Here is a 20,576-nt window from a genome sequence, read left to right on the forward strand (position 1 = left end):
CAGGGGGAATGTCAGTTGTCGGCTCACGCTAGAAGTGACGTCACCCACGGGCTATGTGGTCGGCGCACACAAGTACCCGTGACGGGATGGCCGCACGTTACAACGCCGGACATCGCCACGTAACCGCATCGATCCGGGATGGCCACACCCACCACGCGCACCTCGCCGGCGATGTCGTCCCACGCCATCGCGCGCCGGTCACCGCCCGCCGCACTCCCCGTCGTGGTCGGCCGCCCGTGCGCACCGCCGCCCGCCGTCGCGCGGGCGGTCACACCAGACCCAGTGGCGTACGGACTGCTCGTCCTCCCGTGACACGGTGGTCCCGGCGCGCTCCACATCGGCCAGGAACCCGAGCGCCCGGCAGATGGCCCGCGCGAACCCCCGCGCGCCGTCGAGGTCAGCCGCGAGCACCGGCAGGTGTACGACGAACCGCTCCCGGCTCACCGCTGCGTACCCGGCGTGAACCGGGACTGCCAGCTCTTGAGCGCCTGCTTGATGCGCGTGTTCTCCTCGGCGTACCGGGACGCGTCGCGCCGGGCCAGCGCCAGGTCACCCGCCACCCGGTAGAGGAAGGCGTGCACCTCCGCCGGGTCGAGCCCGCGCCGCACCGTGCGGAACCGCCGCTCGCGGATCTGCCCGACGCTCAGCGGCCGGCACGAGTCCGAGCGGTACCAGCCCTCGTTCGGCAGCCTCCCGGGGCGGCTTCGCCGCGCCGGCTGGAACAGGTTGAGCACGTTGCGCACGCCGATCCTCCTCACCGAGCCGTGGAGGCGACCCGCCCGCAGACAGGGGACGCGGGCGGGCCGCCGACCCCGAGACCGCAGCCCGTTCGGCGGTACGACCCCGGAGCCCAATCCGGGTCCGACTCCCGAGGTTTGCCGAACCAACCGGAGCCGGACGCGACTCAACCTACACCAGTATCTGGTTATGCGCGAGCCTCCACCCTCGACGTGCCGAGCAACTTGTTGCAGTTACTTGTGCAGGTAGGGCAGGATCGGATTCGCCGAACCAACCGGAGTCCCCACCATGCCCACAGCAGAAGCACCGTTCCGCCGTATCGCCAACGACATCGCTGCGAAGATCAAGAGCGGCGAGCTGAAGCCGGGCGACCGGCTGCCCTCCACCCGCGAGTTGGCCGAGACCTACGGCGTCCACATGAACACGGCCTACCGCGCGATGTCGCTGCTGCACGATCGCGAACTGATCACCGGCCAACCCGGCCGCGGCACCTACGTAGCCGAACCCCCGAGCTGATCAACTCAACTACGCCGAAGTGGCGGCGTCATCGCGCCCGGAAGCAGCCACTCCCCCGAAGCACCGCCCGCCCCGCGCGACAAGCCCCGCCCGCCACCGCCCGCCACCGTCGATCTTGGAGTTGTGGCGCCCAGGATGTCGGACTGAGGACGATTCGTGAGGTGCCACAACTCCAAGATCGGCGAGGCAGCCCCTCCACGCGGGGAGAGCGCGACGGGACCCGGGCAAGCGGACGGGGTGCCCGCCGGGACGGCGGGCACCCCGTTACAGGAGCAGCGGTCAGCGGCCGGCTCGGGCGGCCACCGCCGTGTCGGGGTGGTCGCTGAACACGCCGTCCAGGCCCAGGTCGAAGAACAGCTCGTACTCGGACGTGATGTCACCACGCGCGTTCGGGTCGGTGCCGATACGGAAGTCGACAGGCAGGAACTCGTTCTCGGCCCGGAACGTCCACGCGTGCACCACCAGCTTCTGCCGATGCGCGTCGCGGATCACCGACGTCGGCGCGAGCAGCCGTCCGGCGGAGTCCCGGGGCACGATCAGGTTCTTGTTCAGGCCCACGCCGTCGGCGTACCGGGAGATCCAGGCCAGTCCCGCGGGCGTGGCCAGGTCCGCGTAGGTCCGCTTGTCGCCGCCCGCGACGAAGTCGTAGGGCGCGCCGCTCGCGTCCATGAGCTGCACCAGCCGTACGTCGATCATCTTGTCGAGCTTGCGCAGGTTGGCCGTCTCGAAGCTCTGCACGAACACCGGGTCGGCGCGGTGGGTGAGCCGGTTGCGGCGCAGCACCGCCACGAGGGGCTCCTCCAGCGGGCGGCCGATCGAGGCGAAGTAGGTGGGGTGCTTGGTCTCCGGGTAGACGCCGATGGTCCGGCCCCGGGCCTTCGACTCGGTCCGCGCCAGGTCGATGACCTCCTGGAACGTTGGGATCTCGAACGTGCCGTCGAACGCGGTGTTGGCGACCCGCACCTGCGGCAGCCGCTCCTTGGCCCGCAGCGTCTTCAGCTCGGCCAGCGTGAAGTCCTCGGTGAACCAGCCGGTGACGGTCACCCCGTCGATGGTCTTCGTCGCCTTGCGGCCGGCGAACTCGGGGCGGGCGGCCACGTCCGTCGTACCGGAGATCTCGTTCTCGTGCCGCGCGACCAGGACACCGTCCTTCGTCGCGACCAGGTCCGGCTCGATGAAGTCGGCGCCCTGGCGGATGGCGAGCCGGTAGGCCTCAAGGGTGTGCTCCGGGCGGTAGCCGCTCGCGCCGCGGTGACCGATCACGATCGGCCGCTGGGGCGCGCGGGCCTGCTCGGCGCGGTGGTCCGGGCCGGCGGCACGGTGGTCGGGGCCGGCGGCGCGGTGGTCGGGGCCGGCCTGGGCGGCCACGGCCGGCACCACCACAGCGGCCGCGAGCAGCGCGCCGGCCACGCCGAGGGCGGAAAGGGTACGTCGCAACGCCGTCTCCTGTCGTCGATGGGTACGCACAGCAGACCGGGCGTGGTTGACCGCCAGTTGGTCGGTTCCTGACCTGCCGGTGAATCTCCGGACGGAAGATGACGGGATGCGCCGCCTGCTCCGGAAGCCCGTACGGCTGGTGCCGTTGGGGTTCCTGGCGGTGATCCTGGTCGGCACCGGTCTGCTCATGCTGCCCTGGGCCACCAGCGAGCAGCGGTACACCCCGTTCGTCACCGCGCTGTTCACGTCCACGTCGGCGGTGTCGGTGACCGGGATGGCGGTGACCGACACGCCGAACTACTGGAACGGCTTCGGCCTCGTGATGATCACCGTGCTGACGCAGCTCGGGGGTCTGGGCATCCTGACCGGGGCGTCGCTGGTGATCCTGGCGGTCTCTCGTCAGCTCGGCCTGCGTAACCGGTTGCTCGTGCAGGCGGAGACCGCCGAGTTCGGCCTCGGCGACGTACGCCGCCTGCTGCTGCGCATCGCGGCGACCGTCTTCGTCACCGAGGCCCTGATGACGGCGGTGATCGCCACGCGCCTGTTCCTGGCGTACGACTACCGGCCGGGCCGGGCGCTCTGGTCGGCGGTGTTCCACTCGGTGCAGGCGTTCAACAACGGCGGGTTCGCGCTCTACTCCGACGGCCTGATCGCGTTCTCCCGCGACGGCTGGGTGGCGCTGCCGCTCAGCATCGGCGCGATCATCGGCGGGTTGGGCTTCCCGGCGCTGTTCGAGGCGGTACGCGAGTGGCGGCAGCCGACACGCTGGGCGGTCGCCACGAAGCTGACCGTCTGGGGCAGCGTGGTGCTGACCGTCTTCGGCGTCGCCTACCTGCTGACGGCCGAGTGGGCCAATCCGTTCACGATCGGCACCTACGACGTGCGGGGCAAGCTGCTGGCGTCGTTCACCCAGATCGCGTTGAGCCGTACCGGCGGCTTCGACGTGGTGAACGTCGGGCACCTCACCGACGAGAGCTACCCGATGCTGATCGGCCTGATGTTCATCGGCGGCGGCAGCGCCAGCACCGCCGGCGGCATCAAGGTCTCCACGTTCTTCCTGCTCGGCTTCGCCATCTGGGCCGAACTGCGGGGCGAGCCGGACACCACTGTCGGACACCGCCGGGTGGCGGCGGCGAGCCAGCGGCAGGCGCTGACCGTGGCGCTGCTGAGCGTGGCGCTCGTGGCCGGCGGGACGGTCGGCCTGATCGCGCTCACCTCGCACATATCGTTCTCGGCCGCGTTGTTCGAGGTCACCTCGGCGTTCAGCACCACCGGCCTGACCGTCGGGGTGTCCGGTCAGCTCTCGCCGCCGGGCCAGTACGTGCTGACCGCGCTCATGTACATCGGCCGGGTCGGGCCGCTCACCTTGGGCTCGGCCATCGCGTTGAACACCCGTCACCGGCTGTACCGCTACCCGGAGGAGCAACCCATTGTCGGCTAGACATCCGGAGGAGACCGGCATCGCGGTGATCGGCCTGGGCCGGTTCGGCGCGCGCCTGGCGGACTCCCTGTCCCGGCTCGGTTACGAGGTGCTGGCGGTCGACCGTGACCCGAACCGGGTCCAGCACTGGTCGGCCGACCTCGACCGGGTGGTGCAGGCGGACAGCACCGAGGAGGTGGTGCTGCGCCAGCTCGGGCTGGCGGACTTCCGCCGGGTCGTGGTCGCGATCGGGGCGTCGCTGGAGGCGAGCGTGCTCACCGTACTGGCGCTGGCCGAGCTGGGGATCGAGCAGATCTGGGCGCGGGCCACGTCGGAGAAACACGCGAAGATCCTGCACTCGGTGGGCGCGCACCACGTGGTCTTCCCCGAGGCGGAGACCGGCGAGCGGGTGGCGCACCTGATCGTCAGCCGGATGCTCGACTTCATCGAGTTCGACGACGACTTCGCCATCGCGAAGATCAAGGTGCCGGCGCCGCTGGTCGGGCGGTCGCTGCGCGACGTCGCACCGCAGGACCGGTACGGCGTGATGGTGGTCGGCGAGAAGCAGCCGGGCGAGCCGTTCCGCTACGCCGGTCCGGACACGGTGCTGACGCCGGACAGCGTGCTCATCGTGGAGGGCGGCATCACCCAGGTGCAGCGCTTCTCCGCGCTGACGTGACGACGGCACCGACGTGACGACAGGTCTCACCTGTCAGCCCTTCTTCGGACCCTTGCCCTTGCCGGGCCCACCCCCCTTCGGCCGGTCTACTGTGCTTTTCCCTTGCCGTTCTCCTTGCCCTTGGGCTTCGGCGCGGCCTTGGGCTTCGGTTTCGCCGGCGCCGGCTTGGCCTTCGCCGGCCCGCTCTTGGCGGTGGTCTTGGTGGCCGGCTTGACCGGCGTCTTCACCGGCGGCGCGGTGGTCGGCGCCGAACCGGCGATGCCGGAGACCTGCACGCCGCAGGTGCTGCCGCCGAGCGTGAACTCCACCGGCAGCGTGTTGCTCCCGGTGTAGCGGCCGGCCAGTGTCAGCTTCGTCGACGCGCCGGGCGCCAGCGCCGGGTCCGTCGCCGGTGCGGCGATCGAGACGGTACGCCCCACCTGACGTGCCGCCGGCTGGGCCGTGGTGACCGTCTGCTTGCCGGGGAACGTGAAGCTCATGGTCCAGCCGCGCAGTTCCCGGTCGCTGGTGTTGGTGAGCGTCAGCTCGGCGGAGAAGTCCTTGCCGGTGTCGCGGCGCAGCGAGTAGTCGACGGCGCAGGGGATGGGCTCGGGCATGCTCATCCGCGCCTCGGTCGGCTCCACCCCGCCGCTGGCCGGGCTCCGCGACGTCAGCCCCCACATCGTGGCGGTCACCGCGACCAGGCCGACGGCGGCCACGCCCGCCTCCACCTTGCGCCGCCGCGCCACCGCCCGCCTCGTGCGGGTACGCACCACCGAGAACGGCAGCGCGTCCGTCTCCGCCGACCACGGCAGGATCGTGGTACCGGCGTTCTCGGCCAGCGCCGGGTCCATCCGGCCGAACGCCGGTGACACCGGCACGATCGCCGCGATACCCGCGGCCTCGGCGAGCGTACGGGCCACCTCGGCGGTCGCCGGGCGGTCCTCGGGGCGCTTGGCCAGGCACCGCTGCACCAGCGCGGCGACCGACTCGGGCAGGCCCGGCACGGCGGGCATCGGGTCCGGGTCGCGGTACATGTGCGCGCGCAGCATCTCGGTGGTGGTGCTGGCCTGCCACGGCAGGCGGCCGGTGAGCATCCGGTAGAGCAGCAGCCCGACCGCGTACACGTCGGTGGCGGGCGAGACGTGGCCGTTGTCCAGCCGCTCCGGAGCCAGGTACGCGGGCGTGCCGAGCAGCGCGCCGTCCGGCCCCTTGTCGCTCTCCCCCACGAGCGCCGAGATACCGAAGTCGACGACCTTCACCCCGGTCGGGGTCAGCATGACGTTGCCCGGTGTGACGTCCCGGTGCACCACACCGCGGGCGTGCGCGGCGGCCAGCGCCGAGGCGACCTCCGCGCCGATCGTCATGGCCTCCCGCCAGGGAAGCTGCCCGTCGCGGCCGAGCCGCCCGCTGAGCGGACCGCCGTCGACCAGCTCCATGACCACGTACGGCACGGTCAGGCCGACCTGCACGGACTCGCCGTAGTCGTACACGTTGGTGATGTTGGGGTGGCACAGCCGCGCGGCGGCCTGCGCCTCCACCCGGATCCGGTGCCGGAACGCCTTGTCGCTGGCCAGCCGCGAGGCCAGCACCTTGACCGCCACCTGGCGGCCCAGCACCTCGTCGTAGCCGCGCCAGACGACCGACATGCCGCCCGCACCCAACTGCTCGACGAGTCGATATCGCTCGCCGAGCAGTTGCACGCCGTTCCTGACCGGTCCACCCATGGTCGGTCCTGTTGCCCGAAGTGGGCCCCGGTACACCTCAGCGGTCGGAATCGGTCAGGAAAGTCACCCGTTCAGGCGGTCGCGAGCAGTTGGTCCACCGGCGCGTAGTCGTCGGTGAGCACCATCGCGTCACCCACCCATGCGGTCACCGCCGCCTCGTCCATCAGCGAGGCCGGCTCGGGCAGCAGCTTCAGGCCGGGCGGGATCGCGGCGAGCGGCAGCGGCGCGTCCGAGGCGACGATCACGAAGTTGGCGCCCTGCTTCCCGTCGATCGCGCCGGGCGGGGCGATCAGCGCGACGTGCGCGAACACGGCCTTCACGGTGGCCAGCTCGGCCCGGATGAACCGGCCCGGCGGGTAGTCGATGACGTTCTGCACGTAGATCCCGTCCGGGCGCAGCACCCGCCGGATGTCGGCGGCCATCTCCCGGGTCGCCAGGTGCCACGGCACGACCAGGTGGCCGAACGCGTCGCCGACGATGAAGTCGCGGCTGTCGGCCGGCTCGCCGCGCAGCAGCACCCGCGCGTCCCCCACCTCGGCGCGCATCCCCGATCCGGTACGCAGGCCCAGCTCCCGCCGGTCCAGCTCGACCAGGCCACCGTCGAGTTCGAACACCAGGTTGTCGGTGCCGGGCCGGGTCGCGGCCAGGTAGTGCGGCACGGTGAAGCCGCCGCCGCCCAGGTGCAGCGCGTCCATCGGCTGCTTCGCCGGCCGCGCCACGTCCGCGACCAGGCCGATCCACTGCGTGTACGCGTACTTCAGGTGGGTCGGCTCGCCCAGGTCGACGTACGAGTGCTCGGCCGAGTTGAGGTAGAGCGTGCGTCCCTGCGGCCACGACGGGTCCACCTCGACCCGGGCGCAGTGGTACGCGGTCTCCACGTCGCACGGGTTCGGCGCCGCCGCGGTGAGCCCGGCGGCGGCCAGACCGAGCAGCGCCAGCGCGGCCTTGACCCGGCCGGGCGCGGACAGCCCGCTCGGGCCGGCCTGCCGGCGCAGCCAGACGCCGAGCGCCAGCCCGGTCACGCCGAGCACGGCGGCCAGCCCCAGCACGATGACGGTGCTGGACAGCGCCGCCACCAGCACGAAGCCGGTGCCGAGCGTGGCGGTGATGCCGCCGAGCGTCCCGATGCCGGACAGCTTGCCCACCACCTGCCCGGTCCGACGCAGGTCGGCGAGCTGGAGCTTCACCACGAGCGGGGTGATCCCGGCCAGCAGCGCGGCGGGCAGCAGGACGGTCAGCGCGGTCAGCAGGAGGACCGCGCTGGCCGCGCCGCCGCGCAGCGCCTCACCGGCGTACCTGACGATCGGCAGCGTGACCGCGGTGGCGATGCCGGCCAGCACCAGCGCCGGGGCGAGCAGGGTGCGCGGGTCACGCCGGTCGGCGAGCCACCCGCCGAACCACGCCCCGTACGCGATGGCGGCCAGCGCCATGCCGATCACCGAGCTGGTCACCTGGAGGGTCACCCCGACGTACGGGCCGACCAGGCGCAGCGACACGGTCTCCAGCACCAGCACGGCCCCGCTGGAGAGGAAGACGAGGAACGCGGCGAGCCCGTTGGGCAGCGCCCGGGGCGGGACCGGGGCGTCGGCCGCCGGTCCCGCGATGACGTCTGACGATGTGCTGCTCACCGTGGCGATGCTACGCAGCGCTCGCGGCGGGCCGGGTCAATACATCGAGATGTGAACATGGTTTGTGTGGTCCGCTGCCGGGCTGCCGCCGCCGCTGTACGCGCGCCAGCCGGTGTTCGGCATCCAGATCTGCCGATACCAGATGACGTACATGATGCCGAGCCGGTTGGCGTTGTTCTTCGCCCAGGCGGCGAGGCTGTCGCCGTACGCCTTGTCGCCGCCGGTGGCGGTCTTGTCCTCGAACCCGCCGCTGGCGGCGGAGAAGTCGCAGGCCCGGCCCTTGGGGTGCTCGCCGCCGCCACCGCTGCGGTGACACGAGGCGTAGCGCTTGTAACCGGCCGCCTTGGCCTGCTGGAGCATGTGCAGCGTGCGCGGCGTGATGCAGCCGGACGCGGGCGTCGGATCGTCGACCGAGCAGGACTCCGACGGCCACGAGCCGTCCGAGTTGCGCGGGGCGGGCTTCGCCGACGAGGAGGTGCCGTTGAAACCGGACCCGGCGCCGGAGCTGACCTTCGCCAGCGCCACCTCAGCGTCCTTCTTCTTGCGGGCCTGCACGGCGACCTGCTTGGCCTGCTCCCGCACCTCGGCGTCGATGGCGAGCTTCGCCTCGGCCGCCTGCGCCTTCGCGTCGGCCAGTTCCCGCAGCCGCTTGCTGTCCCGCTGGGCCATCACGTCCAGCTCGGCCGCGCGCTTGAGGAAGTCGTTCGGGTCGGAGCTGGCCAGGAGCATCGACGTCGCGGTCAGCCGGCCCATCCGGTACGACTGCGCGGCGACCTCACCGGCCTGCGCGCTGAGCGCGACGAGGCGTACCTCGACGTCCTTGAGCTGGGCGGCGAGCGCCTTCTGCCGGCGCCTGGAGTTCTCCAGCTTGTTCTGGGCCTCGATGTGGCCCTTCGCCGCCGCCTCCAACGCCGCCCGCAGCTGCTTGCTGCCGCCCTCGTTCGGGGCGTTCGGGCTGGGTACGGCGGCGGCCGGGCCGGCGGCCACGCCGGAGCCGAGCAGCACGGCCACCGCGGCGAACGCGGCGAGCAGCGACCGCCGGACGCGCCGGCCGGTAGGGCTGGTCCTGGGCACGTGTTGGTCCTTCCGTCGACCGCCGGCCCCCGTACACCGAGCGGCGTCTCCGCCGGCGCCGGACGGCGGCCTGCTGGCGGAGACCGCCGGTCACGATACCGGACCACGCGCGACGCGCCAGGCCGGCGACGACGTACGGCGTCCGACGTCGACGCAGCGTGCCATGCCCGTCGCGCAGCGCCGCTCAACCGCCCAGCAGGGCGGCGCTCACCTCGTCCCAGATCTCCGGGCTCGACGCCACGAGCAGTCCCCGGCCGTCGTCGGCCGGGTGGTAGTCGGCGCCGTCGAACCGGCGGGCCACGCCACCGGCCTCGCGCACCAGCAACGTGCCGGGCGTGTGGTCCCACGGCAGGGTGCGCCAGAACAGCACGAACTGCTGCGCGCCGGTGAGCACGTCCAGGTATTCCCGGCCGGCGCAGTGCTGGCCGGGCAGCAGCTCACCGATGCGGCGGCCGCCCTCCTCCACCCGGCGGCGGAAGTCCGGCGGCAGGAACTTCGTCGCCGCGGTGCCGCGCAGCGCGCCCACCCGCGGCTCGGCCTGCGGCGCGCTCAGCGACGCCCCGTCCAGCTCGGTGCCGGCGCCGAGCCGGCACGCCGCCATCGTGCCGTCGAGCGGGTCGTACACCCAGGAGGCCACCGGTACGCCGTCGGTGAGCAGCGCCGCCATCAGCGCGAACGGCCGGCGGCCGGCGGCGAAGTTGGAGGTGCCGTCGACCGGGTCGACGAGCCACACGTCGCCGCTGCCGCGCAGGTGCCGCAGCAGGTCCGGGTCGTCGGCGACGGCCTCCTCGCCGACCACCACCGAGCCGGGACGCAGCCGCCGCAGGCCCTCGGAGATCAGCACCTCGGCCTCGCGGTCGGCGACGGTGACCACCTCGCCCGGCGCCTTCTCGGAGATGTCGGACGCGTCGAGCCGGCGGAACAACGGCACGACGACCTTGGCCGCCGCCTCCTTCAGCAGCGCGCCGACGTCGTCCAGCAGCGGGTCAGCCACGCGGAGGCAGCTTGACCACGCTGACGAAGAACTCGTCGATCTGGCGGACCACCGAGATGAAGCGCTCGAAGTCCACCGGCTTGGTCACGTAGGCGTTGGCGTGCAGCTGGTAGCTGCGCAGGATGTCCTCGTCGGCCTGCGAGGTGGTGAGCACCACGACCGGGATGCGGCGCAGTTCCTCGTCCTTCTTGATCTCCTTGAGCACCTCCCGGCCGTCACGCCGGGGCAGGTTCAGGTCGAGCAGGATCAGGTCGGGCGTCACCGCGTCCGCGTACTGGCCCTCGCGACGCAGGTAGGCGAGCGCCTCGGCGCCGTCGGAGACGACGGTGAGGCGGTTGCGGAGCTTGTGCTCCTCGAACGCCTCCTGGGTCATCAGCACGTCGCCGGGGTCGTCCTCGACGAGCAGGACCTCGATCGGGCTCTTGCCGTCCGCGGGCGCGGTCATGCCACCGTCTCCTTCATGCCACCGTTTGTACCGTGTCGGTCCGCCTCCGCGGGCGGCTCTTCGCGTGCCTCGCCGTCCGCCTGCCGCCCGGTGGCCGCCGGGTCGGTCTCGGCGCCCTCGGCGGCCGGCGTCTCGGCCGGCTCGGCACCGTCCGCCGCCTCCCCGTCCGCGCCGTCCCCGTCCGCTGCCGCCTCCGCCGCCTTGGCGGCCTCGATGTCGGCCTCCAGCGCGGGCAGCGTGAACCGGATGGTGGTGCCCTCGTCGGCGTCGGTGTCCACCCAGACCCGGCCGCCGTGATACTCCACGATCTTCTTGACGATGGCCAGTCCGATGCCGGTGCCCGGGTACGCGTCCTTCGAGTGCAGCCGCTGGAAGATCACGAAAATCTTGTCGGCGAACTCCGGCTCGATCCCGATGCCGTTGTCCCGGCAGCTGATCTCCCACTCGCCGTCCACCAGCCGCGCCGACACGTGCACCTTCGGCGGCACGTCGGGCCGGCGGAACTTCACCGAGTTGCTGACCAGGTTGACCAGCAGGTTGGTCAGCAGCGGCTCCTCGCCGCGGATGGTGGGCATCTCGCCCCAGGTCAGGTCCGCGTCGGCGTACTGTAACGCCGCTTCGGTCTGCCCCGCCACGTCGCCCATCACCTTGTTCAGGTCGACCTCGGTGAAACCGGTGGTCAACCGGCCGATCCGGGAGAACGCCAGCAGGTCGTTGATCAGCCGCTGCATGCGCTGCGCGCCGTCCACCGCGAACGCGATGTACTGGTCGGCCCGCTCGTCGAGCTGCCCGGCGTAGCGCCGCTGGAGGAGCTGGCAGAAGCTCGCCACCTTGCGCAGCGGCTCCTGGAGGTCGTGCGAGGCGACGTACGCGAACTGCTCCAGGTCACGGTTGGAGCGGGTCAGCTCCTCGGCCTGCTTCTGCAACTGGCTGTTCACCCACTCGATGCGCTCCCGCGCCTCGCGTACCTCGTCCAGCTCCCGGGCGATCTTCATCCGCATCTGGTCGATGTCCTCGGCGAGCCGGCGGAACTCCGGCGGCCCGGACCCCTCGATGCGGTGCCGGTAGTCGCCGTCGGCCACCTCGCGCACCTGGTTGACCAGGTCGGCCAGCGGGCGGATCAGAATCCGGTCCAGCGAGAGCAGCATGACCACGCCGGCCGTCGTCACCACCAGCGCGGCGATGATCAGCAGCACGACGAGCGTGTTGCTCGTCGAGTTGACGCGGTCGGCGGTCTCCTGCCGGACGGTGAGGATCTCGTCCTGGAGCGTGTTCACCGAGGCGCGGATGCCGTCGAACTGCTGACGCGTCGCATCAGTGATCAGCGCCTGGCCGGCCTCCGGGCCGTCCCGCTCGACAGTGGTGATCACCGGCTCGGCCACCTGGGCCCGCCACTGTGCGGTCTGCTGCTCGACCACGTCCAGCGACCGGCGCACGTCCGGGTAGTCGGCGGAGAGGTCCCGGATCGAGGTGACCAGGCTCTGCTCGCGCTTCACGCCCTCCTGGTAGGGCTCCAGGTCGCTGCGGGCGCCGTTCACCGCGTACCCGCGCACCGCGGTCTCCTGGTCGAGCAGGACGCTCATCAGCTCCTGCGCCTGGACGCGCAGCGGGCCGGTCTTGAGCAGGACCGCGTCGATGTTCTCGCGGTTCTTCGCGGCGACCGCCGCCTCCGCGGCGGCCAGGCCGAGCAGCAGCACCACCACCACGCCGAGCAGCGCGCCCACTCGCCGACGCAGGGTCCACCCCTGCTGGTACGCCTTCACAGGTTCCTCCCCGTCGCCCTTCGCGCTCGCACTCACCGGCCGCTGCCCCGCGTGACCAGCAACATCGCCACGTCGTCGGCGAGCGGGCCGCCGTTTATCTGCTCGGCCCGCCCGACCAGCCACGCGGGCAGCTCGGCCAGCGGCACCGCCCGGTTCGCCGGGTCGGCGAGCAGCCCGGTCAGGCCCGGCACGTCGAGGCGTTCGTCCCCGCCGTCCACGCGGCCCTCGATGAGGCCGTCGGTGTACATCAGCAGGGACCAGTCGTCGGTGTCGAACTCCAGGTCGAAGGCGACCGGGCGGCGCGGGCGTACGCCCAGCAGCAACCCGCCCTTGGCCGGCACCGGCGCGACCTTACCGCCGCTGAGCAGCAGCGGCGGCGGATGACCGGCGAGCCGTACGGTGGCCCGCGCCGACGCCAGGTCGAGCCGGGTGGTGGCCACCGTCGCGAAGATCTCCTGGAGGCGGCGCTCGCTCATCAGCACCTGCTCCAGTGCGGGCAGCACCTCGTCGTCCGGCACCCCGGCCAGCACCAGCGCCCGCCAGGCCACGCGCAGTTCGACGCCGAGCGCCGCCTCGTCCACGCCGTGCCCGCAGACGTCGCCGACGATCAGGTCGATCCGGTCCGACCGGGTCTGCACCACGTCGTAGAAGTCGCCGCCGATCAGCGCGGCGTGCCGGCCGGGCCGGTAGAACGTGTGCACCGACACCTCGTCGGTGGTCATCAGCGGCTGCGGCAGCAGGCCACGTTCCAGGCGGGCGGACTCGGCCTGGCGCAGCTCCACCTCACGCAGCCGGCGGGCGTTCTCGTCGGCCCGCTTGCGCTCCACCGCGTACCGCAGCGCCCGGGTCAGCAGGACACCGTCGACCTGGCCCTTGACCAGGTAGTCCTGCGCTCCCTCGGCGACCGCGACGATGCCCAGGTGTTCGTCCGAGCGGCCGGTCAGCACGCAGACCGCCGCGCCGCTGGCCATCTCCAGCACCCGGCGCAGCCCGTCCAGGCCCTGCGCGTCGGGCAGGCCCAGGTCGAGCAGGACGCAGTCCACGCCCATCACCCGCTGCCGGGCCTCGCTGAGGCTGGTGGCGACCAGCAGATCGATCATCGAGTTGGTCTCGGCGAGAAGCTCACCGACCAGGAAGGCGTCGCCCTCGTCGTCCTCGACCAGCAGCACCCGCAGCCGCTCGCCCGGCGGTACACCGCCGTGCAGCCCCGCCCCGGCCGACGGCACGCGGACGGCACCCGACGCGCCGGCCCCCCGGACCGGTCGGGTCACCGCCGCGAGACGCGGGAGTTCGCTGGTGATGTCGGACTCCTTCCGAATGCCCTGCTGATCCTGGCTGACACAACGGTCCCACCCCGACAGCGGCACGGTCGACCCACGATGTTACGCCGGGAGCGCTGTCACGCCCGCAGCGCACCGACCGAGGACTGCCGCCGTGGCCCTCGGGGGTGCAGGATGATCCCCACCCCGTAGATCCACCCCGAGGAGTCCCTGTGGGCGCACCCCCCACCCGCCCCGCCGACCGCGCGTTCACCAGGCCTCGCCGCCGGCCGATCGCCGCCCTGGCCGCGCTCGCCGCGCTGCTCGCCGTCGGGGCGGGCGTCCTGGTCGGCCTCTCCACCCCGGCGCCGCGCCCGGCGGACGCGCCCGCGGGCGAGTTCAGCGCCGCCCGGGCGTTCCGGAACGTCGAGGTGATAGCGGCCGAGCCGCACGTGGCGGGCAGCGCCGCCAACGACCGGGTACGCGAGCACCTGGTGACGACGCTGCGCGGACTGGGCCTCCAGACCGAGGTGCAGGACGCGGTCGCGCCCGAGGCCGGGCAGCTGTCCGGCGCGGCGGGCGGGGCGACGCTGGCCCGGGTCCGCAACGTGGTGGCCCGGCTCCCCGGCACCGACCCGACCGGGAAGGTGTTCCTGGTCTCGCACTACGACTCGGTGCAGACCGGTCCGGGTGGCAACGACGACGCGGCCGGCACCGCCGCGATCCTGGAGGTGGCCCGGGCGCTGACCACCGGCCCGCGCCCCCGCAACGACATCGTCTTCGTGCTCACCGACGCGGAGGAGGCGTGCCTGTGCGGGGCCGCCGGGTTCGCCGGCGACCATCCGCTCGCCCGCGACGGCGGCGTGGTGCTCAACCTGGAGGCGCGCGGCTCCACCGGCCCGGTGATCATGTTCGAGACGTCCCGGAACAACGCGAAGCTGGTCGAGATCTTCGGCAAGGCCGCCCCGCACCCGGTGGGCACCTCGTTCGCGGTGGAGATCTACCGGGCGCTGCCGAACGACACCGACTTCACCGCCTTCCAGCACGGCAAGTTTGCCGGCCTGAACTCCGCGTACATCGACGGCGGCGCGATCTACCACACCCCGCTGGACGTGCCGGCCCGGCTGGACCGGGGCAGCCTCCAGATGCACGGCGACAACGCGCTCGGCCTGGCCCGCGAGTTCGGCCGCACCGACCTGGACGACCTGCGGGCCGTCCACGACGACACCTACTTCCCGGTGCTCGGCGGGCTGGTCCACTACTCCGGCTGGCTGACAGTGCCGCTCGCAGTGGTCGCCCTGCTCGCCGTCGGCGCGCTCGGCTGGCTCCTGCGCGTCCGGGGCCGGGCCACCGCCGGCACGCTCGCCGCCGGCTTCGGCCTCACCCTGGCGCCGATCGTCGTGGCACCGCTCGGCGCGTGGCTGCTCTGGACCGCGATCACCACGATCCGGCCCGGGTACGCCGAACTGCTCGACCCGTACCGCCCGGTCTGGTACCGGCTCGCCGTGGTGGCGCTCGCCGCCGCGGTGCTGTTCTGCTGGTACGCGCTGCTGCGCCGCCGGGTCGGCCCGGCCGCGCTGGCGTTCGGCGGGCTGGCCTGGCTCGCCGTGTTCGGCGTGCTGCTCGCCGTGGCGGTGCCCGGCGGGGCGTACCTGACGACACTGCCGGCGCTGGCCGGCGCGCTCGCCGGGTTCGCGGCGCTCGCCACCCGGCGCGACGGCCCGTGGCCGGTGGTCGCGGTGACGCTCGCCGCCGCAGTGGCGGTGGTGATCCTGCTGCCCCCGGTGGTGCTGCTGTTCCCGGCGCTCGGCATGGGCATGGGCGCGGTAGCCGCGCTCGTCGCGGTGCTGCTCGGCCTCGCCGTACTCCCGGTGGTGGACCTGCTGCACCCCCGGGCCGGCGGCCAGCGCGGTCTGCTCGCGCTGCGCGCACGCCGGCTCGGCGCGCTGCCCGCCGCGGCCGCCGCGCTGGCCGCGGTGGTGCTCGCCGGGGTCGGCCTCACCGTGGACCGCTTCGACGCCGCGCATCCCGTGCCGACCCATTTGATGTACGCGCTGGACGCGGGCACCGGGCAGGCGGCCTGGCTCAGCCGCGAGGAGAAGCCGCAGCCCTGGACCGACGGCTACGTCGACCGGAGCATCTCGGTGGCTGACGACTTCCCCGGCCTGGGCAACGGCGAGATGCGCGCCGGGCCGGCCACCGCCGCTCCCCTGCCCGCACCGAAGGTGGAGACGCTCTCCGACACCCGCACCGGTGACCAGCGCGTGCTGCGCGTGCGGGTGCTGCCGCAGCGGCAGGTACGCCTGCTCACGCTGCACGTCGACACCACCACCGCCACCGTGCGGTCCGCTGTGGCGGCCGGACGGGTCGTGCCGGTCGAGCCGGGCGAGGGCAGGTGGGGGTTCGGGGTCGTGTTCCACGCCCCGCCGCCGGAGGGTGTCGAGGTCACGCTGACGCTCGTGCCCCGGGGCGGTGCCGTTTCGGTGCGGGCGATGGACGCCAGTGACGGGCTGTCCGGGGTGCCCGGGTTCCGGCCCCGGCCGGAGGGCGTGGGCGTGGTCGGGTCGCACAGCTCGGAGATGTTGGCGGTGGCCCACACGTACCCGCTCTGAGCAGTCTTCTTGATCGACACCACCTCGCCGAAGTGGCGGTATCCGCGCGCCGGGATACCGCCACTTCGGCGTACTGGCTGTGGGTCAACGCCGCCCCAGCACCTCGGCGACCCGCAGGAAACCGTCCGCGCCGTGGCCCAGTCCGACGGCCCGGCGGGCCATGCCCTCGGCCGCGCGCATCACCCCCACGTCGATGCCGTGCGCCTCGGACGTGTCGACGATGTGGGCCATGGACGAGACGGCGGAGGTGATCGGGTTACCGTCGCCGGGGAAGCGTCCCGCGTCCATCTCCACCGCGCCCTCCTCGAAGATCGGCGGCAGGATCGCGGCGATACCAGTGGCGAACGGCGCGAGTTCCCGCGCCGTGACGCCCTCCGCCCTGGCCACCGCCAGCGCGTGCGCGTAACCCGCCATCGCGGTCCAGAAGATGTCGAGCAGCGCGATGTCGTACGCCGCCGCGCGCCCGATCTCCTCGCCGAGGTGGGTGTGGGTGCCGCCCAGCGCGTCGAGCACCGGCTGATGCTCCCGGTAGAGGCCGGCGGGACCGCTGTAGATGACCACCGCGCCCGCGGTGCCGATGGTGGTGGTCGGCGTCATGATCGCGCCGTCCAGATACCGGATGCCGTGTCCGGCCGCCCACCGCGCGGTGTCCCGGGCCCGGTCCGGGGTGTCGGCCGTCAGGCTGACGACCGTTCGACCCGTGAGCGCGGCGGCCACCGCATCGCGTCGCAGGATGGCGTCCGACGCGTCGTAGTTCACCACGCAGACCACGATCAGCCCGCTCGCGGCGACCGCCTCCTCGGCGGTCCGGGCGCTTGTCGCGCCCCGCTCGACCAGCTCACGGTCCTTGCCGGGCGTGCGATTCCAGACCGTCGTGGGCACTCCGGCGCTCAGGAAGGCGCCGGCCAGCGCACGACCCATCGGTCCCAGACCGAGCACCGTGACAGACTTGTCGGGATTGGTGTTCACGCAGACTCCTCTTGTCGAACGGGACGCAGATGACGCGCAGCCGGGCCCAGGATCTGAACGTCTGTGGAGTGACGGCCGCGATCGCCGTGATCGACGGCAAGTGGAAGACAGCCCTGCTCTGGCTGCTGGAATCCGGCCCGCGCCGCCCCGGAGAGTTGCGCCGGCAGCTTCCGGGCCTCACCGAGAAGGTGCTGACTCAGGCGTTACGCGAGATGGAGGGCGACGGACTGGTGCACCGGGAGGCGTACGAGGTGCTGCCGTTGAAGACCGAGTACTCGCTCACCGCTTTCGGCCGCGAACTGGCCGAGGCGCTGGCTCCCCTCTCCGACTGGGGCCACCGCCGCCTGGACAAACTCGCCGAAGCCCGCACCGCCTCCTGACCTGTTCTTTTCCGCCTCTGCCCACAACCAGGTTCGTCGCGGTCGCGCACGGCGACAAGTACCCACAAAAAAGTGGCTACGCCTGTTGCTCGACGGCGAGACTCGGGTCATGGAATTCCTCTGCTACCACCGCGATCGGCTCGGCTCGGCAACTCTGCGCCAGGAACTGGTCGAGGAGCACTGGTCCTACATGGACCGGTATGCGGAGCAAATGATCGCGCGCGGCCCGACCCTCGCCGACGACAGCTCGCCGACCGGCAGCGTGCACATCCTGAGCCTGCCCAACCCCGCCGCCGCACGGGCGTTCGCCTTCGACGAGCCCAACTACCAGGCCGGCGCGTACCGGGACGTGATGCTGCGGCGGTGGCGGAACATGCTGGGCCGCACCATGTGGGACTTCACCGGCGGCCGGACCGGCGGCAACCGCTACCTGGTGCTCGGCCTCGGTCCGGAGCAGAGCGCCGGCCCGGTGCTGCCGCAGCGGCAGGGCGAGCTAATCGCGTACGGGCCGCTGCTGTCCGACGACGGCGCGACGTGGGTGGGCACGGCGGCGCTGGTGCGGGCGGCCGGGCCGGACGAGGCACGGGCGGTGCTGGCCGCCGACCGGTACGCCGACCTCGAGGTGCACAACTGGGTGTTCGGCGGCCGTCCGGCGTAACCGGCTACTCGTGATCTCCCAGCCAGCCACCGATCCGCAGTTCGGGCGGTACCTGTCCCTGCCGCAGCACCCACTCGTCGGCCAGAGACGCGACGACCAGGTCGCAGTGATCGAACCGCAGCAGAACACCGGTCGGCTGGGCCGATACGCCCCGGATCGGTGCGGCGTTCAGCAGCCGATGCCCGGGTAGCAGCGCCAGCAGATCGGGCCGTTGTGCCGGTCCGACGCGCGTCTCACCGTCCTCCCCCATGTCGTACGCCGCGTACGGCTCGGCGAACCGAAGACGCAACGCCTCGCCGGATCCATGGGCCATGAGCGGTGGCGTGCCCGAGAAGTGCAGCCAGAAGTGCAAGAGGCTCTCCATGTCGCCGCCACGCCGGCCGCCGAACCAGTGGCGGGCCTCGGTGACCGCGACGAGATCCCGGCCGATGACCGGACGCAGCACCTGCACGGCCACCGCTTCGGTGTCATCGGGTGAATCGGGCACGGCTACTTCCAGCGGTATTGATCTAGGTCAAGGTGCATAGTCCATCAAGCGTGCAAGACCACCTCTGACCTTCGGGCAGAACCCTGGTGGGTGGGCAACGGTGGTCGCTTTCGGTTGCCCTTCGGCGGCCTGGCTACGGCATGATCTTGACTTCGGCTCAAGCCTCCGGGGACTCGAACCCTGAATCCGGCCGGCCCTGCGAGTATGCGGCGTGATCGGACGCACCGGGCCGGTGAGTAGGCGATCTGTTCACGCTGCCTGACGTCGTTTGACAGCCCTTGTCGTCCTCGGTTGTGCCGGAGTTGTGCCCGTTGATCTTGTCGCAGGAAGGGGAGGTGTGCCGGATGGATGGGTTACTTGAAGACGCCGATGATCCCTGTAACCGTGCCGACGATGCCGCTGACCGTTGCGAGCTTCGCTGACGCGCCGGTCCAGATCCCCTTGGCCTTCTGCTGCCAGCCGAGAGTCCACCAGTCGCGCCCGAACTTTTGCCACTTGTGCTGCCTGAGGTGACATCCCAGGACCAGCCCCGTCGAGTTGTTGCGGCAGAACTCCACAACGCCACCACGCTTGCGGTTGATCGCGCCGCAGTACACCGGCGCCTGGAAGAGGACGAAGACGATCAGTAGGCCGACGAGAACGGCGTAGAGGCCTGGGCCGACCGCGTTGTTGCCCAGGGACAGGAGAAGCACCGCCAGGATGATGTAGCCCCAGTACTGCCACAACTTCGATCTTCCACGCGACGCCATGAATGCGTACGGTACGGACGCGAGTGCATAACGTGAAGGCATCTAGACTGTCGGCCTTCCGACGAGACCACTTCAGCCCATCGATCTTAGAAGCTGTCGATAGTCGACCAAGCTGGACGACTGCGCCTCTGACCGGGGGTTACACCTTGCCTGGCTGGTCAACGATGGTCGCTGCTGGCTGTCGTTCGACGGTCTGGAAGCGGCATGAGCTTGCAACCTAGGACCGCTGCGGCAAATGGGTACGGCGTGCGATCCGCTAGGGTCACGAGGCTGAGTCGGCTGCAAGGGGTGAAGCAGAGATGCAGGCAGAGAGACGGGCGGCTGATCGGGTTGCCGCGATGCTGACAAAGGCCGAAAGCCTTAAGAAGACATACACTGCCCCGCCGGATAACTTCATCGGCTTCGAGGGATGGGTCGACAGTGAACTCTTCGCAGAGTGGCGCACACAGAGCCTTGTAGTACTGCGCCAAATTCTCGGCGCCGAGCATCAGTACACGCGCTCGTTCGAGAAAGGTACGGAAAAGAATGCCGTTCCCAGTTCCGTGCAAAACGGCGTCGGAGTACTTCGCGCCGTTGCCGAGGATCTGACAAACGGCCATTTGTTCGACGTAAAGCTACTAATCGAGGCGGAAGTCTTTTCCGATTTCATGGAAATGGCCAAGCATCTCGTGAACAGCGGCTACAAAGACCCCGCCGCCTCGCTCGCCGGAGCGGTTCTCGAAGACGGCTTACGGCGCATTGCAGACGCTCAAGGACTAACCTATAAAAAATCTGATGGGATTGCGGCTCTCAATGACTCCCTCGCAAAGGGCGGGGTCTACAACAAGCTGACTCACTCAAAAGTAGATTCCTGGAGACACATCAGAAACTCGGCGGATCACGGAAAGTTCAGCGACTACAGCTCCGGTGATGTGCAAGCGATGGTAACCGGCGTGGTCGATCTTCTGGGGGCCCACCTCAAGTGAGGGGCCGATAGGCAACCAGAGGCTGGCTGGACCTCACCCTGAAATGCAGGAAAATAGATAATGGCAGGCAGCGCGCCGTAGAAGTACTAGCCAATTG

At 71.3% G+C, this 20,576-nt stretch carries 20 protein-coding genes; 7 read left to right on the forward strand and 13 right to left on the reverse strand.

What is annotated here, in order from left to right:
* Positions 1 to 198 precede the first annotated feature (198 nt).
* Both CLT75_RS21135 and CLT75_RS21140 read right to left on the reverse strand, forming a co-directional pair.
* Positions 199 to 444 (reverse strand): hypothetical protein, encoded by a 246-nt coding sequence (locus CLT75_RS21135; RefSeq protein WP_064446649.1) that lies wholly within the window; start codon positions 442 to 444, stop codon positions 199 to 201.
* Complete coding sequence (locus CLT75_RS21140) at positions 441 to 743, reverse strand: DivIVA domain-containing protein (protein ID WP_135242130.1); 303 nt, start codon at positions 741 to 743, stop codon at positions 441 to 443. Before CLT75_RS21140 ends, CLT75_RS21135 begins: the two co-directional genes overlap by 4 nt.
* Positions 744 to 1,026: 283 nt before the next feature.
* Here CLT75_RS21140 and CLT75_RS21145 point away from each other — a divergent pair, with 283 nt between their 5' ends.
* Entirely contained in the window at positions 1,027 to 1,254 is a 228-nt protein-coding gene (locus tag CLT75_RS21145; protein ID WP_013288708.1) for a GntR family transcriptional regulator, read from the forward strand.
* A 279-nt stretch (positions 1,255 to 1,533) separates the two neighbouring features.
* Here the strand turns inward: CLT75_RS21145 and CLT75_RS21150 are convergent, their stop codons facing one another.
* Entirely contained in the window at positions 1,534 to 2,691 is a 1,158-nt protein-coding gene (locus CLT75_RS21150) for a glycerophosphodiester phosphodiesterase (protein ID WP_135242131.1), read from the reverse strand.
* A 106-nt stretch (positions 2,692 to 2,797) separates the two neighbouring features.
* Here CLT75_RS21150 and CLT75_RS21155 point away from each other — a divergent pair, with 106 nt between their 5' ends.
* Both CLT75_RS21155 and CLT75_RS21160 read left to right on the forward strand, forming a co-directional pair.
* Complete coding sequence (locus tag CLT75_RS21155; RefSeq protein ID WP_135242132.1) at positions 2,798 to 4,132, forward strand: potassium transporter TrkG; 1,335 nt, start codon at positions 2,798 to 2,800, stop codon at positions 4,130 to 4,132.
* Positions 4,122 to 4,790, forward strand: a complete 669-nt coding sequence (locus tag CLT75_RS21160) for a potassium channel family protein (RefSeq protein WP_135242133.1) — start codon at positions 4,122 to 4,124, stop codon at positions 4,788 to 4,790. Before CLT75_RS21155 ends, CLT75_RS21160 begins: the two co-directional genes overlap by 11 nt.
* 86 nt (positions 4,791 to 4,876) lie before the next feature.
* Here the strand turns inward: CLT75_RS21160 and CLT75_RS21165 are convergent, their stop codons facing one another.
* The 7 genes from CLT75_RS21165 to CLT75_RS21195 all read right to left on the reverse strand — a co-directional run bounded on the left by CLT75_RS21165 (position 4,877) and on the right by CLT75_RS21195 (position 13,626).
* Complete coding sequence (locus CLT75_RS21165; RefSeq protein WP_135242134.1) at positions 4,877 to 6,496, reverse strand: serine/threonine-protein kinase; 1,620 nt, start codon at positions 6,494 to 6,496, stop codon at positions 4,877 to 4,879.
* 71 nt (positions 6,497 to 6,567) lie between these two features.
* On the reverse strand, positions 6,568 to 8,124 hold the full coding sequence (locus CLT75_RS21170; RefSeq protein WP_135242135.1) for a fused MFS/spermidine synthase: 1,557 nt from the start codon (positions 8,122 to 8,124) through the stop codon (positions 6,568 to 6,570).
* Positions 8,125 to 8,160: 36 nt separating this feature from the next.
* Positions 8,161 to 9,198, reverse strand: coding sequence for a VldE C-terminal domain-containing protein (locus CLT75_RS21175; protein WP_135242136.1), 1,038 nt, complete (start codon positions 9,196 to 9,198; stop codon positions 8,161 to 8,163).
* 184 nt (positions 9,199 to 9,382) lie between these two features.
* Positions 9,383 to 10,192 (reverse strand): inositol monophosphatase family protein, encoded by an 810-nt coding sequence (locus tag CLT75_RS21180; RefSeq protein ID WP_135242137.1) that lies wholly within the window; start codon positions 10,190 to 10,192, stop codon positions 9,383 to 9,385.
* Positions 10,185 to 10,637, reverse strand: a complete 453-nt coding sequence (locus CLT75_RS21185; RefSeq protein WP_135242138.1) for a response regulator — start codon at positions 10,635 to 10,637, stop codon at positions 10,185 to 10,187. Before CLT75_RS21185 ends, CLT75_RS21180 begins: the two co-directional genes overlap by 8 nt.
* Positions 10,634 to 12,400 carry a sensor histidine kinase gene (locus tag CLT75_RS21190; RefSeq protein ID WP_135244082.1) on the reverse strand — a complete coding sequence of 589 codons (1,767 nt, stop codon included), beginning with the start codon at positions 12,398 to 12,400 and terminating at the stop codon, positions 10,634 to 10,636. Before CLT75_RS21190 ends, CLT75_RS21185 begins: the two co-directional genes overlap by 4 nt.
* 32 nt (positions 12,401 to 12,432) lie before the next feature.
* A complete protein-coding gene (locus CLT75_RS21195; RefSeq protein ID WP_486485237.1) occupies positions 12,433 to 13,626 on the reverse strand; it encodes a PP2C family protein-serine/threonine phosphatase in 1,194 nt (397 codons plus the stop codon).
* 266 nt (positions 13,627 to 13,892) lie between these two features.
* Between CLT75_RS21195 and CLT75_RS21200 the strand changes: the two genes are divergently transcribed.
* Entirely contained in the window at positions 13,893 to 16,271 is a 2,379-nt protein-coding gene (locus CLT75_RS21200) for a M28 family peptidase (protein ID WP_135242139.1), read from the forward strand.
* Positions 16,272 to 16,355: 84 nt separating this feature from the next.
* Here the strand turns inward: CLT75_RS21200 and CLT75_RS21205 are convergent, their stop codons facing one another.
* Positions 16,356 to 17,240, reverse strand: coding sequence for an imine reductase family protein (locus CLT75_RS21205; protein ID WP_135242140.1), 885 nt, complete (start codon positions 17,238 to 17,240; stop codon positions 16,356 to 16,358).
* A gap of 29 nt (positions 17,241 to 17,269) precedes the next feature.
* On the opposite strand from CLT75_RS21205, the gene CLT75_RS21210 reads away from it, so the two are divergent.
* Both CLT75_RS21210 and CLT75_RS21215 read left to right on the forward strand, forming a co-directional pair.
* Positions 17,270 to 17,620, forward strand: coding sequence for a winged helix-turn-helix transcriptional regulator (locus CLT75_RS21210; RefSeq protein WP_135242141.1), 351 nt, complete (start codon positions 17,270 to 17,272; stop codon positions 17,618 to 17,620).
* A gap of 109 nt (positions 17,621 to 17,729) precedes the next feature.
* On the forward strand, positions 17,730 to 18,278 hold the full coding sequence (locus CLT75_RS21215; RefSeq protein ID WP_135242142.1) for a YciI family protein: 549 nt from the start codon (positions 17,730 to 17,732) through the stop codon (positions 18,276 to 18,278).
* 4 nt (positions 18,279 to 18,282) lie between these two features.
* On the opposite strand, the gene CLT75_RS21220 is transcribed toward CLT75_RS21215, so the two are convergent.
* Positions 18,283 to 18,765, reverse strand: coding sequence for a hypothetical protein (locus CLT75_RS21220; protein ID WP_486485238.1), 483 nt, complete (start codon positions 18,763 to 18,765; stop codon positions 18,283 to 18,285).
* 353 nt (positions 18,766 to 19,118) lie between these two features.
* Complete coding sequence (locus CLT75_RS21225) at positions 19,119 to 19,514, reverse strand: hypothetical protein (protein ID WP_135242143.1); 396 nt, start codon at positions 19,512 to 19,514, stop codon at positions 19,119 to 19,121.
* A 299-nt stretch (positions 19,515 to 19,813) separates the two neighbouring features.
* Here CLT75_RS21225 and CLT75_RS21230 point away from each other — a divergent pair, with 299 nt between their 5' ends.
* Complete coding sequence (locus CLT75_RS21230) at positions 19,814 to 20,479, forward strand: hypothetical protein (protein WP_135242144.1); 666 nt, start codon at positions 19,814 to 19,816, stop codon at positions 20,477 to 20,479.
* The last annotated feature ends 97 nt before the right edge of the window (positions 20,480 to 20,576 follow it).

It is taken from the genome of Micromonospora sp. CNZ285 (assembly GCF_004637285.1).